The sequence below is a fragment of the Xanthobacter agilis genome, from assembly GCF_021730435.1.
GTDB lineage: Bacteria > Pseudomonadota > Alphaproteobacteria > Rhizobiales > Xanthobacteraceae > Xanthobacter > Xanthobacter agilis.
In genome coordinates this window covers 42,226-57,571 of record NZ_JABWGX010000030.1, presented here as the reverse complement: position 1 = coordinate 57,571, position 15,346 = coordinate 42,226, and the positions used below count along the sequence as shown (strand labels likewise).

Annotated in this window: 11 protein-coding genes; 4 read left to right on the top strand and 7 right to left on the bottom strand. The window is 63.7% G+C overall.

Features of this window, described 5'->3' with window-relative positions:
- The coding region (locus HUW53_RS18535) for a LysR family transcriptional regulator (RefSeq protein WP_237347237.1) at positions 1-325 on the bottom strand (325 nt) is incomplete at its 3' end.
- Positions 326-505: 180 nt separating this feature from the next.
- On the opposite strand from HUW53_RS18535, the gene HUW53_RS18530 reads away from it, so the two are divergent.
- Genes HUW53_RS18530 through HUW53_RS22195 form a run of 3 tightly spaced genes read left to right on the top strand, consistent with a single transcriptional unit; the run spans position 506 to position 3,374 of the window.
- Entirely contained in the window at positions 506-1,627 is a 1,122-nt protein-coding gene (locus HUW53_RS18530; protein ID WP_237347236.1) for an MFS transporter, read from the top strand.
- A 17-nt stretch (positions 1,628-1,644) separates the two neighbouring features.
- Positions 1,645-2,820, top strand: a complete 1,176-nt coding sequence (locus HUW53_RS18525) for a serine hydrolase domain-containing protein (RefSeq protein ID WP_237347235.1) — start codon at positions 1,645-1,647, stop codon at positions 2,818-2,820.
- A gap of 20 nt (positions 2,821-2,840) precedes the next feature.
- Positions 2,841-3,374: a helix-turn-helix transcriptional regulator gene (locus HUW53_RS22195; protein ID WP_442478247.1), complete on the top strand. Its 534-nt coding sequence runs from the start codon at positions 2,841-2,843 to the stop codon at positions 3,372-3,374.
- A gap of 266 nt (positions 3,375-3,640) precedes the next feature.
- Here the strand turns inward: HUW53_RS22195 and HUW53_RS18515 are convergent, their stop codons facing one another.
- From HUW53_RS18515 to HUW53_RS18490, 6 genes are all read right to left on the bottom strand, one after another.
- Positions 3,641-5,479 carry a UvrD-helicase domain-containing protein gene (locus HUW53_RS18515; RefSeq protein WP_237347234.1) on the bottom strand — a complete coding sequence of 613 codons (1,839 nt, stop codon included), beginning with the start codon at positions 5,477-5,479 and terminating at the stop codon, positions 3,641-3,643.
- A 2-nt stretch (positions 5,480-5,481) separates the two neighbouring features.
- Entirely contained in the window at positions 5,482-7,596 is a 2,115-nt protein-coding gene (locus HUW53_RS18510; RefSeq protein WP_237347233.1) for an ATP-dependent nuclease, read from the bottom strand.
- Positions 7,597-7,811: 215 nt separating this feature from the next.
- The gene (locus HUW53_RS18505; RefSeq protein WP_237347232.1) at positions 7,812-9,068 is read right to left on the bottom strand and encodes a tyrosine-type recombinase/integrase; all 1,257 of its coding nucleotides are present in this window, start codon (positions 9,066-9,068) and stop codon (positions 7,812-7,814) included.
- A gap of 316 nt (positions 9,069-9,384) precedes the next feature.
- The gene (gene guaA, locus HUW53_RS18500; RefSeq protein ID WP_237347231.1) at positions 9,385-10,947 is read right to left on the bottom strand and encodes a glutamine-hydrolyzing GMP synthase; all 1,563 of its coding nucleotides are present in this window, start codon (positions 10,945-10,947) and stop codon (positions 9,385-9,387) included.
- Positions 10,948-11,074: 127 nt separating this feature from the next.
- Positions 11,075-12,376: an RsmB/NOP family class I SAM-dependent RNA methyltransferase gene (locus HUW53_RS18495; protein ID WP_237347230.1), complete on the bottom strand. Its 1,302-nt coding sequence runs from the start codon at positions 12,374-12,376 to the stop codon at positions 11,075-11,077.
- Positions 12,373-13,038: a 5'-methylthioadenosine/S-adenosylhomocysteine nucleosidase gene (locus HUW53_RS18490; RefSeq protein ID WP_237347229.1), complete on the bottom strand. Its 666-nt coding sequence runs from the start codon at positions 13,036-13,038 to the stop codon at positions 12,373-12,375. Before HUW53_RS18490 ends, HUW53_RS18495 begins: the two co-directional genes overlap by 4 nt.
- 235 nt (positions 13,039-13,273) lie before the next feature.
- On the opposite strand from HUW53_RS18490, the gene HUW53_RS18485 reads away from it, so the two are divergent.
- Complete coding sequence (locus tag HUW53_RS18485) at positions 13,274-15,190, top strand: methyl-accepting chemotaxis protein (protein WP_237347228.1); 1,917 nt, start codon at positions 13,274-13,276, stop codon at positions 15,188-15,190.
- The last annotated feature ends 156 nt before the right edge of the window (positions 15,191-15,346 follow it).

Genomic DNA, 15,346 nt, shown 5'->3' with positions numbered 1-15,346 from the left:
CCGCCGGCATCATCAGCATGCCGATGAGTGGCAGGCTGACGCGGAGTTTTCCCCGCGGCGCCGCGCGGGTCTGCGACAGTTCGAGTTCCGCCGCCTCGATCTCGCAGAAGATGCGACGGCAGCGGTCGCGGAAGAGCTCGCCCTCCGGCGTGAGGGTCAGCGACCGGGTCGAGCGGTGGAACAGGCGCACACCGAGCCTTTCCTCGAGTCGGGCGACCGCCTTGCCCACTGCGGAGGCCGAAATGCCGAGTTTGATCGCGGCGGCGGCAAAGCTGCCGGCCTCGGCCGTCTGAACGAAGGCATTGAGCGCGCCGAGATGTTCCATGGCAGCTTTCCGAGATTGCGGACTCATATGTCCGATATCAACGGAATTATAGCCTGATTATTCCGTATCGGCGATACCGCTAGTCTCATGGACATGACAAAGACATGCTCCCACGACGTGGCCGGCCGCGTCCGACCGACCTCGGCTTCATTCCCGTGGTCGAACCTCTTGGCGCTCGCGATGGCCGGGTTCATCACCATCCTGACCGAGGCGCTTCCGGCCGGTCTGCTGCCGCAGATCAGTGCGAATCTCAGCGTTTCCGAGGCGCTCGCCGGGCAGCTCGTCACGCTCTACGCCATCGGTTCGCTCGCCGCAGCCATTCCCCTGACGACCGTGACGCAAGGCATGCGGCGACGGCCGCTCCTGCTCCTCGCCATCTCCGGATTTGCGGTGGCGAACACGGCGACGGCGCTATCGGATAGCTATGGACTGACGCTCGTCGCCCGGTTCCTCGCTGGTGTTTCCGCCGGACTGCTCTGGGCACTGATCGCCGGCTATGCCGCGCGGATGGTGCCGGAAGGATCGAAGGGACGCGCCATCGCCGTCGCGATGATCGGCACGCCGCTGGCGCTGTCGCTCGGCGTTCCGGCAGGAACATACCTGGGCGCCGCGATCGGATGGCGGGCTTCGTTCGGGGTCATGAGCGGCCTGACCCTGATCCTGATTGCCTGGGTGACGATGAAAGTCCCCGACTTCCCGGGACAGACCGAGGACGAGCGGCTTCCGCTCACGCACGTATTCGCCTTGCCCGGAATCCGGCCGGTTCTGTTCGTCACTCTGACTTTCGTGCTCGCGCACAACATTCTCTACACCTACATCGCCCCTTTGCTCGGCAGTATTGGCGGAGCCACCAGGACCGATCTTGCTCTGCTCGTCTTCGGAATCGCCGCGCTGGCCGGGATCTGGATCGTCGGCGTCCTGATCGACCGTCACCTTAGGAGCCTGACGCTGATCAGCATCGCGTCGTTCGGCCTCGCGGCGCTCGCGCTCGGTATCGCCGGTCATGCACCGACCATCGTCTTGAGCGCCGCAGGGCTCTGGGGACTCGCCTTTGGCGGCATCGCCACCCTGTTTCAGACTGCCCTCGCCAAGGCGGCCGGAGACATGCACGACCTCGCCCAATCGATGCTCGTCACCGCCTGGAACGCGGCCATCGCCGGCGGCGGCATCATCGGCGGGGTGTTGCTCGATCATTTTGGAGCCGGTGCCTTTGCACCCGTCGCGCTCTTGCTCTTGGCCGCGGCCTTTATCGCCGCACACCGCGCCTACCGGCACGGATTTCCCATCTCCTTCGCCCCTTGACCCGAAACGGAGCTCCCGTGCTCGAACGCCCTCTTCAGACTTCTTCCACCACGCTCTCCACGAGATTCGACGCCGTCATCGATGGGGCGATTGCGGCCGAGCGGATCGTCGGCGCCGTCGTCCTGGTGCGCCAGAACGGCCAGCCGATCTACACCCGGGCCGCCGGCCTGGCAGATCGCGAGACCGGTTTCCCGATGCGCGAAGATGCGCAGTTCCGCCTCGCCTCGGTCTCCAAGCTCTTCGTCGCGGCGGCGGCCATGGCCCTGGTCGAGCAAGGTAAACTCGATCTCGATCGACCGATCGCCGAATGGCTTCCGCACTTCCAACCGCGTTTCGAGGGCGAGCCCGCCGCGATCTCGCTTCGCCACCTCCTCACCCACACGTCCGGCCTTGGCTACGGCTTTCTGGAGGCGGATGATGGGCCGCTGCATCGAGCCGGCGTCTCAGATGGCATGGACCGAACCGGCATCACGCTGGCCGAGAACCTCTCCCGCCTCGCCGGGGTGCCGTTGCTGTTTCGGCCAGGCACGCGGTTTTGCTATTCGCTCGCCCTCGATGTCGCTGGCGCCTTGATCGAGGCCGCGACGGGGTTGGCGCTGCCGCAGGCGGTGCAAATGCTGGTGACCGAGCCCCTCGGGCTGAACGACACCGGCTTCTCGATTCCGGACACGACCCGGCTCGCAGCCGCCTATGCCGACGACATCCCGCGTCCGCGGCGGATGCGCGAGCCGGACCAGGTACCGTTTCTTCCCGGTCTCCCCGGCCTCAGCATGGACCCGTCACGCGCCTTCGACGCGCAAGCCTTTCCGTCCGGCGGCGCCGGCATGATCGGCTCGGCCCTCGACACGATGGCCCTGCTCGAAGCGCTGCGATCGAGCGGCGGGCCGTTGATGGCGCCCGAACAGGTCGCGGACATGGCACGCGATCAGATTGCCGGGCTCGATATCGAAGGCTCACCCGGCTGGGGCTATGGTCTCGGCTTCTCGATCCTGCGCGATGCGGAAGCCGCCAGTGTGACCGAGTCCCCAGGCACTTGGCGGTGGGGTGGCGCCTATGGTCATAGCTGGTTCGTCGATCCCAGCAAGGATCTGACGCTGGTCGCCTTCACCAACACCGCGCTCGAAGGCATGTCGAATGGCGGCCGCTTCTCCGCCGACATCAGCCGTGCACTTTATGCTGCGATCGCACGATAGGGCGGAGCAACCCCTCCGAAATGTTCGCCATCGCCGCCGTTTCCCGCCCGCCGACGCCAGACGCCTTCAATACACGAGCAAGATACATCACCTTGGTCGCAGTCATTCCACAGCGATCGAAGGCGATCGACATGCGACGCGAACAAACCATTCCTCACGAAGATAAAGCTCTGGACGTCGAGACCACGCAGCCTTCCGTCAAAGGACCGGCCGAAACCACCTCCAAACGGTTTCGGCCACCTGCCGACCTGTTCAAGCGCGTTATCCGTCGCCCAGAGCTTCGCAAAATCGTGCCACTCGCTGACACGACGATCTACGAGATGGAACAGCGCGGCGAGTTCCCAAAGCGCTTCTTTCTGACTTCGCGTTGCGTGGTGTGGGATTTGGCCGAGGTTGAAGCGTGGCTCGACGAACGACGCCACGCATCGGAAGCGGACACCTTTCGCAAAGCACCTACACCGGATGTTCATCAGCGGCGCACGCGCCCGGTCAAGGGGGCGCTTCAGCAATCAGAAGTGGTGACAGCGACAGCGCCCACTTCACGCCGGAGGTAACGGAACTACTTGAATATAGAAGTAAAAGCTCACTCGATTCGGCAGCATTCATATGCCAGCTTGAAGAAGGACGCGCATCCGTTTTTTGCGCCCTTTGGCAAGCGAGACGATTGTCTCGCCAACAAGAGCTTAGGTCGGTGGTCATCCGCGCGTTTCAACCGCAGGAATGAGCGGCTAACGATCCGATCGGGAGCGCAGTCGTGGCAGATTGGGTCAAGGGACGTGACGGTACTTTCCCGAAATGTAGGCTCGCGATTGAGCGTTGCCTATGCGACCACCTCGATCTGGCTTGGCTCTAGCAACTTCTTGTCGATCAGTTCCTGCCGGGCCGCGTCAGGGTCTCTGGAGAAGAACAACACCCGGAGATCCTCGAGCGCGCGAGAGAACGAGACATAGACGAGCTTACGGCCACGGGAGAGTTGCCCCTCCGTGGGCTCCCCAGCTGTTCCCGGAGTCAATATCTTCCCGAAGCTGTAGTTGTTCCAGTTCGCCTCGACATCATCATACACGACCATGACCTTGGAGTATTCCTCCCCCTTGACGCCATGCTGCGTGCTGTAGGCTGTGTTGTTCGCGATGAACGCCGAGTAGGGACGAAGTTCGGTGGTCGCCATTTTGAAGAACGCATCGGCGAGCCAATCCCCCTTATCAACGCTGTGCTGCGCTTCATCGTATTCCTCTGCGCGGGGCGGACGCTCAAGATGACCGCGCAAACGATCTGACGCGTGGACAATCTGCTTATCGACACAGAATCGGAGCACGTCGCCGATCGTTGCCGATCCCCAAAGAGACGCAAGTTGGTCGACCAGTGTGACGGAGGTGTCGATCATCGTCTTCAGCGTGTTTGCCGCATTGACACCATCCACCGCGAATGCCGGACTATCGCGCCTGAGAACGTCGATGATCCGGCGGCTGTCACCTGCTTCATGCGCCACGATCAGCGGAAGTACCGTCGTCGTTAGCGGCAGAAGGAGAGAATGCTCTCCCGCCTCGAACTGGTCTTCGGCACGCGAGGAGGCGTACGTCCCGTTGAACAGGCGGTTCAGATCGGCGAAGCCCATCCGCCGCGCGATCATCTGGCGAGCAAGGAACAGTCTTATGACGTCATCCCGGTTGCTCCAGCCCCATTCGGTCACTGCCGCATCCATCCGCTCCAAGGCACGCACAATCTGCGCGTCCGTGTAGGTATTGCGTGGACCTTCGGGCTTCTCCGCCCTCACGAGGCGGAACAGGACGCTGCCCTTCCGGCCCCTGTTCTCGCCCGCGGCATATTGCTTCACGTCCTGGCGAAAGGCGTTGAGCAGCCGGATGACGCTTTCCGAGCAACGGAAATTCTCAGTCTTGGTGATGGTTTCGCCATTGGCAGGCGGTGCGAAGGTCCCGGCGCTACGATCATAGATTTGCTGCCATGGATCGCCAAAATAACCAACGACCGGAAGCCCGTCACCGGCGCCGACAAGATTCAGCCCTGCGACGATCCCCTCGAACGTGTCCTGGGCCTCGTCGACGAAGATGTACGGGAAGCGCAGCCCTGTGATGCGCCTGAACGTAACATTTTTCTCAAAGAGATAGCCTGCGACTTCGATGATGTCGTCATGACCCAGCTTTCCGTTTGTATAGTCTCCGAACCTGGTGTCTGTATATTCGAAGCGCGCAACGGACTCGAGTGCCGCCAATTCCTGCTCGAACCGATCCGCCCTAGCCCGCGCCTCCTGCGCAGTCCGGCTCGCCCCGCCATTATCCTTTTCGCGCTCCTTCGCGATCAGTGCCGGCAACCGGTGCTCACGTAGCGCCTCACGAATATCGGATTGGAAGCGACCGATCTGGTCCCACACGAAGCTGTGCAAAGTCGATACGAAATAGAGATCATCAAAACCGAGGCGTGTCTTGATCACCTCGACCGCGCGCTTGGTGAATGTAATGCACGCGACACGCTGACTGTTTTGGCGGAGGGGCCGCCCCTCCCGCTCGCGGATGCGCTCCAGCGCCTCGACAAGTGAGCTGGTTTTTCCCGAACCAGCTCCCGCTATCAGGGCGAAGCTTCGATGACTGTCTAGGCATGCACGGACCGCCTTGTCGGCGTCAGTCTCGATCTTCTCCGCCATGATCATACCTCGCCGGTGACAATGCTCGGCGGCACGGCCGACGAATTGCTGGGCTCAGGTGCCGGCCCGCACAGGCGCAATTCGAGCCATTCCAAGCCCTCTGCGATATAGGCCGGCACATTCCAGTCGGCGGTGCCCGCCAACAGGCTCATCGCGAAATCCGTCTTCTTGAAGTTCTCCGAGCGAATACGGTCATAGAGCGCCTGATACGCGTCCGGCAGCGCGGCGGGGATATCGATACCGATGCTAATCGCCTTGGATCTGATGCGGGCGAAATTCTCATACGCGATTGCCTCCTCGAGCGTGCGTGGGCGCATCGCGAGGTTGACGCCGTTCTCACTAACCTTAACGTCCATCTGAAAAGCCACGCAGCGATCCTTGGCTACGACGATCTTTTCGGCCTGCGACATCGCGATCAGATCGGCGACCGTTTCTTTGCCGCACAGCGATTTCAGGGACGCATTCGACGTGCGGGCGCCGGTGACATCAGCGCGGCACGCGCTCGGGTATCCGGTCGGAACGACGGAATCGAGATCGGTAATTATGAGGTATGGGATGCGCAGATAGGCGAGCAATCCCTCGAAGCGGTGCGCATAGGCCCCGCCGACTTCCAAGACGGTAAGGTAGGTGGTTCGCAGCCGCTTGGCCGATGTTTCTATCATCGAGGGCATCAGCAACTTTTCGACGGCGCCTTCCACCAGGATAGCGGCGTCCGCGAAAAATAGGTCACAATGCGTGAGGCGGAGATATCGCTTCAGGAACGCGAGCGCCTGTTCAGGCGAGATCGTGGCACCGTCGATGACGTCCGCTTCCGGCCGGAAGGCGCGAAGGCTTCGAACAGCAGAGGCGTTGCGAATTCCCTCGTGCGCCTCCTCGCCGGTCAAGTGGCATCGTTGGAAATAGCGGACTTTCTCAAAGTCGACAGCGTCGAGGATGTGCGACGAATGGGTTGTCACGACAAGCTGCGGAACCAAGTCGGGCTGCTTCGCGTCCTTGGCGGACTGGTCGATAACGCTCCAGATATTCGCGATGAAAGTCTGTTGCACCTGCGCGTGAAGGTGAACCTCGGGTTCCTCGATGAAGATGAGGAGGCACAAGGGCCGACTCTCGGCCGTCATAAGCCATTGCGAATGGAAGTGCCTAGCCTGAATGGCCATGTAGATCAGGTTCTTGAACCCGAGACCGTTATAGAGCTCCGGTAGCTCATGCTTCCGGCCAGGGTCGACATAGAGCAACTCGGTATTGCCGCGCAGCGCGGTTTCGGGGCTCAGCGATGAGATGATGCGAAGCTCGCGATCATTCACTGATGGTACTCCGAGACCTGCAATAAGGCCGATCAGAGGGGCAAACTGCGTCTTATAGTGCCCGGTCAACTGCCGGTTATTCTCATCTATGACCTTGTGTGCCTCGGCAGCCTGATCGGCCTGTTCAAGGTTCTTCCTATAGTAGGCTGCGAACGCAGCCGAGAGACGGTTGCTGCGGCTGCTATCATCGTCATTGATATTTCGTTGCGCGTCCACGAACTCGACCCGCACGAGATTCCGGACGAGGCGCTTGCCCTCCTCAGGCTCGAGCGGGGTGGCAACAACCTCGACCACGCTGCCCTCGACCGCCTTTTCCTCTAGCGAGGCATAGCGGACCAGCGAATGCCGGGCGAGATTGTTGTCCGTTGCGAGGTATTGGAAAAGCGTCTTTGATCGTGTCCCGTCGGTCAACGGATAGGCGGCGAAATATTGCTCGCGCAGCTTTTTGGCATCGTCAATCCCGTACGAAAGCCGGAACCCCACGCGTGTGAAGTCGGACAGGCTCGGCAGGAGGGTGAACACCCGCCCAAACGCAATGGTGTTCGGATCGATCGTGAACCACAGGTCCAAACTGATCTGTGGGAGATCCGCGGGATTGCCGGATTCCACGAACTTCTCGAAGTCGGCCATCCGCGCGACCGAGAAGTCGTAGATCCTGAACTCACGACCGCCAAGGAAGCATCGGAAGATCGCGGTAGCCGATGTTTTGCCGCTGTTGTTCGGCCCGACGAAGATCGTTTCCTTTTCTTCGATATCAATCGAGACGTCCTCAAGGCGCCGAAAGTTTCGGATGGCAATTGCGCTCAGTTTCATGGCCCCTCCCCAAGCGTTCTTCGCCGCCTAGCGTGTATGAATGTAGCAGCCGCACGCTGAATTTTCACGCCATTGTCGCGCACGGTGAGGTAAGTTCAGTCGTAGAAAGAACTCCCTAGCGATTATTGTTCGCAGTTCAGGGGTGCCAAGCCTCTTGACTAATTCTGCGACGAACGGGGGAGGCAATGGTCGACATCTTCAACGGCAATACGGAGTCACGACACCGCCTCAGCGCCCATGAACGGCATTGACTGCGGCAACAGCGTCGGTGCCCGCTTCTGGCCGTTCACCCAGGCGTCGATCATGTCGGCCCATTCCTGGAGCATGTGGCGGCGCTGCGGTTCGTATTCGGCCTTGTTGTAGACGCCGCGCGATGAACGACCGTCCTCATGGGCGAGGCACTTCTCGATCCAGTCGCTGTTGAAGCCCATCTCGTTCAGGAGGGTCGAGCCGGTCCGCCGCAGATCGTGGACCGTGAACGGCTCCAGTGGCAGCCCCTCCTTCTTGGCACGCGCCACGACGGCCGTGGTCACGCGATTGAAGGTCGCGCGCGACATGGGGGCGTCGGCGTCATAGCGGGACGGCAACAGGAAGCGCGAGTTGCCGGCACAGGTCTTCAGGGCGATGAGGATGTCGAGCGATTGTTGCGCGAGATAGACGTTGTGCGCCTTCGATCGCTTCATGCGCTCCTTCGGGATCGTCCAGACGGCGTTCTCGAAATCCACCTCGTCCCAGGTGGCATCCTGCAGTTCGCTCTTGCGCACCATGGTGAGCAGGATCAGGCGTAAGCCGAGGCGGATGGTCGGCAGGGTCGGCACATGCTCGATCTGCTGCAGCATGATCTTGATTTCGGCCGGCGACAGCGCCCGGTCCTTCGGCTGGAAGGTCGCGATCGAGGCTGGCCCCACCTCGTCGGCCGGGTTCGGCACCTTCTCACCATGCAGGATGGCGAAGGCGAAGATCTGTTTGACGATGTCGCGCGCGTGGATGGCGGTCGCCGGCGCGCCGCGCTCTTTCACCTTGGCGCAGAGCTGTCGCAGATCGTCCGGCGTCACCTCGGTCAGAAGGCGGTTCTTCCATGCGGGAAGAATGTCGCGGTCGAGGATGGCCTTGCGCATCGAGCGGGTGCTCTCCGCCATGCGCGCTTCCTTAATCCATAAGGCGCTCACCGCGCCGAAGCTGCGCTCCATGGCCTTGCGCCGCTTGTCGCGCTGTTTCTCGTGGGCCGGAGAAAGCCCCTCCGCCACCTGCTTGCGGGCCGCGATGCAGCGCTCGCGCGCTTCGGCGAGCGTGAAGCCATCGGGGCCGTAGGGGCCGATCGTCAGCGTCTCCCGGCGGCCGTTCAGACGGTAGTCGTACCGGAAGGTGATTTGACCTGTTGTGGCGACGGAAACGTACATACCGTCACGATCGGCCACCTTGTACAATTTATCCTTTGGTTTCAGTCTCTTGATGGCCATGTCAGTGAGCATGGGGACGGCCTCGTTGACGATCGAAAACGCCTTTTTGAGCCCCAATTTTACCGTCAAATCTGATACCGTCAATCTTTTAGAATAATCGTTACATATCAGTATATTAGACTGATTTTTAACGGGGCGCTTCGGTTTTTGGCCTGACGGTAGGGTGAAATTTCGGCGGACGGCGAAAAACGCATACCGTCGCGCGCACCGTCAGAGCCCATCGCTTAAGGGCGATAGGCTCCGATAGTGAATGCTTGACTTTTTGTTTGATTTCAGCTAGTTATGAGGATGTGGCGATAGTTCGCGAAACGCTGCGTACCACATCATTTCATTCCCACTCGATGGTGCCTGGCGGCTTGGAGGTGACGTCGTAGACGACGCGGTTGACGCCCTTGACCTCGTTGATGATCCGGGTTGCCACGCGGCCAAGGAAGCCCATGTCGAAGGGGTAGAAGTCGGCCGTCATGCCGTCCACGGAAGTGACGGCACGCAGGGCCAAGACGTGGTCGTAGGTGCGCCCGTCGCCCATCACGCCTACGGTGCGCACCGGCAGGATCACCGCGAAAGCCTGCCAGATCACGTCGTAAAGTCCCGCGTACCGGATCTCTTCCAGATAGATGGCATCCGCCTTGCGCAGGATCTCGAGCTTTTCGCGGGTGATGCCGCCGGGGCAGCGGATGGCGAGGCCGGGGCCGGGGAAGGGGTGGCGGCCGACGAAGGTTTCCGGCAGGCCCAATTCACGGCCCAGCGCACGTACTTCGTCCTTGAACAGGTCGCGCAGCGGCTCCACCAGCTTCATGTTCATGCGCGCGGGCAGGCCGCCCACATTGTGGTGGCTCTTGATGGTCACCGAGGGGCCGCCGGCGAACGAAACGCTCTCGATGACATCGGGATAAAGGGTGCCCTGAGCCAGGAAATCCGCACCACCCACCTTCTTGGCCTCGGCCTCGAACACGTCGATGAACAGCTTGCCGATGGTCTTGCGCTTCTGCTCGGGGTCCTCGATGCCTTCGAGTGCGCCGATGAACAGGTCGGCGGCGTCCACATGCACAAGCGGAATATTGTAGTGGCCGCGGAACAGGGACACCACCTCGTCGGCCTCGCCCTGGCGCATCAGGCCGTGGTCCACGAACACGCAGGTGAGCTGCTCGCCGATCGCCTCGTGGATCAGCACCGCCGCCACCGAGGAGTCGACGCCGCCGGAGAGGCCGCAGATGACCCGGCCGGTGCCGACCTGCTCGCGGATGCGGGCGATGGCCCGCTCGCGGAAGGCGCCCATGGTCCAGGTGCCCTCGAGCCCCGCCACCTTGCGCACGAAATTGGAGAGCAGGCGCGCACCGTCTGGCGTGTGCACCACCTCCGGGTGGAACTGCACGCCATAATAGCCGCGCGCCACGTCGGCGATGGCGGCGAAGGGGGCGTTATCGGAGGTGGCCACCACCTCGAAGCCTTCCGGCAGCGCGGTGACGCGGTCGCCATGGCTCATCCAAACGGTGTGGCGCTCGCCATCCTTCCATACCCCATCGAACAGGGGCACGACCTTCTTGATGGTCACCTCGGCGCGGCCGAACTCGCGATGGTGGCCGGCTTCCACGGTGCCGCCGAGCTGGGCGGCCATGCATTGTTCGCCGTAGCAGATGCCCAGCACCGGCACCCCGGCGGTGAACGCGGCATCGGGAGCCTTCGGGCTCTCGCCCTCGATCACCGAGGCAGGCCCGCCGGAGAGGATGATGGCCTTCGGCTTCAGCCGGGCCACCGCTTCCGCGCCCTTCTGGAACGGCACGACTTCCGAATAGACGCCTTCCTCGCGCACGCGGCGGGCGATGAGCTGGGTCACCTGGCTGCCGAAATCGATGATGAGGACGGTGTCTTGGGACGTGGGAGCGGACATGGGGCGAGGGCTTTCCAACGTGGGCGCTTGAGGGCTTCCTTTAGCCGGAAAGTCCGGTTTGAAAAAGCCACCGTGCGGTTTCCGCCCTGAAGCGGAGCGCACGGCGGCCATGCGTGGGGCAGGGGCCTCAGACGGCCCGCCGCAACACGCTCACGAAGAAGCCATCGGTGCCGGTGCGCCGGGGCGTGAGCAGCAGGCCCTCGCGACTGGCCAGGGCCGCGTCCTTCAGGGCGAGGCCCGGCGTGCCGAGGGCGAGCACGGTTTCCGCCGGCGGGATGGGCGCAAAATCCGGGCACTTGGCCATGAGGGCGCGGATCTGGGCGCCGTTCTCCTCGTCCAGCAGCGAGCAGGTGACATAGGCCAGTCGCCCGCCCGGCTTCACATATTGGGTCGCCTCTTCCAGGATCTTGGCCTGCTCCGCCGTGCGCTGGGCGAGCGCGCCGGGGCGCACCCGCCATTTGGCATCCGGGTTGCGGCGCCATGTGCCGGTGCCGGTGCAGGGGGCGTCCACCAGCACGAGGTCCATATGGCCTTCGAGGTCGGCAAGCACCGGCTCGGCACCCCGCGGGCTGCGCACCTGGACATTGCGCACGCCGGCGCGGGTGAGGCGCTCATGCAAGGGCTTCAGGCGGCGGATGTCGGCATCATGGGCGTAGATCTGGCCCTTGTTGTCCATCAGCGCGGCGAATTCCAGCGTCTTGCCGCCGGCCCCGGCGCACAGGTCGAGCACCTGGGTGCCCGGCAACGGCTGCGCGAGAATGGCCGCGATCTGGGAGCCCTCGTCCTGGACCTCCACCTCGCCATGCAGAAAGGCGGGCTCGGCGGAGACAGGGGGCGCCTTGCCGTCGGCATCGAGCACGATGCGTAGCGCCAGGGGCGAATAGCGGCCCGGCTCCGGATTGAGATGGGAGAGGGCGGCGCGGGCGGCCTCTGGGGTGGCCTTCAGGGAGTTCACCCGCAGATCAAGCGGCGCACGGGCGGCGAGGGCCTGGCCCTCGGCCACCACATCCTCCCCGAACACATGGCGCAGGGACGCATGGAGCCATTGGGGGTAATCGCCGCGCACGAAGGGGGGGGCGTCAGCGAGGCTCGGGTTTGCGAGGCGGGCTTCTTCATCGGCGCTCAATGGCGCGGGCGCGAACCGCGAGTCATCGGCATAGCGGGCGATGGCCGCCACATCGAGGCCCCGCAGGGTCGCGAGCATGCCGAGCACGAGGGCACGCGGCGCCTCCGAGCCCATGACGGCGGCGGCCGAAGCGCGCCGGCGCAAGGTGTCGTAGACGAGCCCGGCGATGGCGGCACGATCGCCGGAGCCGGCGAAGCGATGCGACAGGCCCCAATCCTTCAGGGTGTCGGCCACCGGACGCGAGCGGGCGGCGAGCGCCGCGAGGATCTCGATGGCGGCGGAGATGCGGGCGGCGGGTGTCATGCCTGGCGCTCCGTCACTGGCTTGAGCCCGCTCGTCGTGGTCTGCGCCACGAACAGGTCGAGGGCCTGGGCCAGCTTTTCGTCGATGATATGCAGGTAATCACTCCAGTCTTCATAGCGCGTCAGTTCGGACTTGCCGTCCGTGATCCCGCGCAATCCCATGATCGGCAGGTGAAAACGGCGGGCGGCGCGCAGCACGGCGAAGCTCTCCATGTCCACCATGTCCTCGGTGATGGCGTCATAGGCGGCGCCGGAAATGATGGCCCCGCCGGTGGACAAGGACGCGGAAGGCACGCCCTCGATATAATGCGGCAGCTCGACCCGCGCCGGCTCGTCGAGGAACGGCGTGCGGCCCTTTTCAAACCCGAGGGCGGACGCGTCCATGTCGCGATAGGCGACGTGAGAGACCTGATACACCGCCGCATGGTCCAGGCGGCGCGAGCCGGCGGAACCGAGGGAGAAGACGACATCCGGCAGCCGGCCCCGATGGTCGAGCCGGGCGAGGGCCCGCGCGGTTTCCACCGCCGCCTCCACCGGTCCCACGCCGATGATGAGCGGGTCGATGCGCGTCTTGAGATGGGGACCATATTCCTGGTCCGTCGCCATCACGAACAGCACGCTAAGGCCACCCACCGAAAGGAGGTGGCGGGCTGGATCGTCCATCGCATCACCCGAAACAGAGCAAAAACGGACTCCTCCGTCGCCGGGCTCCATCTGTCAATCGTCGAGCGCGAAAGGACCGTCCGCGGCACCCGCGCCGCAACGGACGGGGCCGGCCGACATCCGGAGCGGTATTGACCTAAGGCAATGACTTCACCTCCGACTTTTGTAGAAGAAGGCAGGAGGTATTTTGGTGCGATGGCTGGGACGTGATGAGCTTCAAGCGTCGGTAGCCGGCATGCGGATCATACTCCCGCCGCCGGATCAAACACCGGCGATGTGGCGCCACCGAGAGGAAAGCCTGGGGCCTCGACGCGATTCAGGGCGTCGGACCGGCGACACTAGGTGGACTTCGACGCAATATCCGTGTTTCGCAGCGCGCACCAATGACCACTGCACGTTTTGTTGGTGTTCAATCTTGCCCGGACATCCGTGCCGGCAGTGTTGGGGGAACACAATGTCATTCAAGAACTGGTCCTTGACATGGAAGGTGGTCAGCCTTCTTCTCGCGCTCGGCGTGGTGAGCCTGGGCGGAGCCATTTACGCTGCGTCGAACATGCTGTTCATCGATGGGGCTTATGGCGAGCTTCTCGGTCATGAAGCCGTCGCGGCCAAGCGGTTGGCTCGCGTCGGACGCTTCATTGCCAATTACAGCGACGCCGTTCACCAGGCGGCCGGCGCGCGCGACGCCGCGCAGACCGACAGCGCCTTCCGTCTCCGGAGTGAGGCACTGAACGGCTTCAATGAGAACATGGGCGAGGCGATCAGACTTCTCCCGGTCCATGCCGAGCAGCTCGATTCGGTGCGGCGCGACTTCCTCGCCGTGGTGGACGGCCCATGCCAGGATGCGGTCCGGCTGGCAAACGGAGGCGCGGACGGAGGCAATCTGAAGGCCGTGGACGCAGTGGCCTCGGCCTGCGCCCCGGTCCTGGATGCCGTCGTCGCCCGCTTGGTCGATTTTAACCGCGATCTTGATGTCGCGGTTGCCAAAGAGGAGGCGGAGCTGACTGCCTCCTCCCGCGCCACCGCCTGGGCAACTCTCCTCGCCATCAGCTTGGCGACGGTGCTGGTCACTCTCATCGCGGTGATGGCACTCCGCCTCAGCGTGGTCCGTCCCCTGCGCCAGTCGATTGACGTCATGGCAGCGCTGGGGCAGGGCGAGCTCGGCGTGAGCGTGACCGGAACCGAGCGCCGCGAGGAGATCGGAGCCATTTCGAAGGCGTTGGAAGCGCTGCGCGACCAGCTCCGCACGGCGGATCGCATCCGCACCGAGGCCGCCGCCCACGCCGCCCACGAGAACGCGTTGCTGGAACGCCGCCACAAGCTGGCGCAGAACTTCGTCGATCGCATGCGGGAGTTGGCCTCCGGCTTTGTCCAATCCTCGGGCGAGGTCGCCAATGCCGCGCGGAACCTCTCGGCTACGGCCGAGGAGACCTCGCGCCAGGCCCAGGCGGTCGCCGCCGCCGCGGAGCAGGCTTCGACCAATGTGCAAACGGTGGCCGCTTCCTCGGAGGAGATGGCCGCCTCGGTGCACGAGATCAACGGGCAGGTGTCTCACTCCGCCACAGTGGCGGACACTGCCTTCAGCGAGGCTGAGGAATCGAATCGGCATATCGGCATGCTGGCGGCGGCGGCCAACGCCATCGGCGAGGTGATCGACATCATCAAGACCATCGCCGCGCAAACCAACCTCCTGGCCCTCAACGCCACCATCGAGGCGGCGCGGGCGGGCGACGCGGGCCGGGGGTTCGCTGTCGTCGCGGCCGAGGTGAAGGACCTGGCGGGTCAGACCGCAAAGGCCACCGAAGAGATCTCGAGCAAGATCGGCGAGATCCAGCATGCGACCGAGGGCACGGTGAAATCCATGGCCGAGATCGTGCGCGTGATCGCCACCATCAAGGAAACCGCTACCGCCATCGCCGGCGCGGTGGAGCAGCAGGGGGTCGCCACCGCGGAGATCGCTCAGAACTGCCAGCAGGCCGCGGCCGGCACGCAGCAGGTGACACAGAACATCACCGGCGTCGGCGAGGCGGCGGAGATGACCGGCAGCGCCTCGACGCAGCTCGCAGCGCTATCCACGGGGCTGTCGGGTCGCGCCGGCGACCTCAAGAGCACGGTCGAGACCTTTGTCAAGGACTTCGCCGACGCCGCGTAAGGCAGGCGCGCCGCGCGCGCAAACGGGGGCCGGAGCAAGCGGGGACCTGACGCAGGCCCCCGCGGCATTGGCCCATGGGCGTGAAGGCGCGACCGGCAAACGGAAGAGGGCATGGCGCGCACCTCGCGCCTGCCGATCCGCGCTGCCAACCCCTTC

What these genes read in the sequence shown, in the direction of transcription:
- HUW53_RS18530 (WP_237347236.1), top strand. Translation starts at nt 506, where the DNA reads ATGGCCGGGTTCATCACCATCCTGACCGAGGCGCTTCCGGCCGGTCTG.
- HUW53_RS22195 (WP_442478247.1), top strand. Translation starts at nt 2,841, where the DNA reads ATGTTCGCCATCGCCGCCGTTTCCCGCCCGCCGACGCCAGACGCCTTC.
- HUW53_RS18515 (WP_237347234.1), bottom strand. Translation starts at nt 5,479, where the DNA reads ATGGCGGAGAAGATCGAGACTGACGCCGACAAGGCGGTCCGTGCATGC.
- HUW53_RS18510 (WP_237347233.1), bottom strand. Translation starts at nt 7,596, where the DNA reads ATGAAACTGAGCGCAATTGCCATCCGAAACTTTCGGCGCCTTGAGGAC.
- HUW53_RS18505 (WP_237347232.1), bottom strand. Translation starts at nt 9,068, where the DNA reads ATGCTCACTGACATGGCCATCAAGAGACTGAAACCAAAGGATAAATTG.
- guaA (WP_237347231.1), bottom strand. Translation starts at nt 10,947, where the DNA reads ATGTCCGCTCCCACGTCCCAAGACACCGTCCTCATCATCGATTTCGGC.
- HUW53_RS18495 (WP_237347230.1), bottom strand. Translation starts at nt 12,376, where the DNA reads ATGACACCCGCCGCCCGCATCTCCGCCGCCATCGAGATCCTCGCGGCG.
- HUW53_RS18490 (WP_237347229.1), bottom strand. Translation starts at nt 13,038, where the DNA reads ATGGACGATCCAGCCCGCCACCTCCTTTCGGTGGGTGGCCTTAGCGTG.
- HUW53_RS18485 (WP_237347228.1), top strand. Translation starts at nt 13,274, where the DNA reads ATGCGGATCATACTCCCGCCGCCGGATCAAACACCGGCGATGTGGCGC.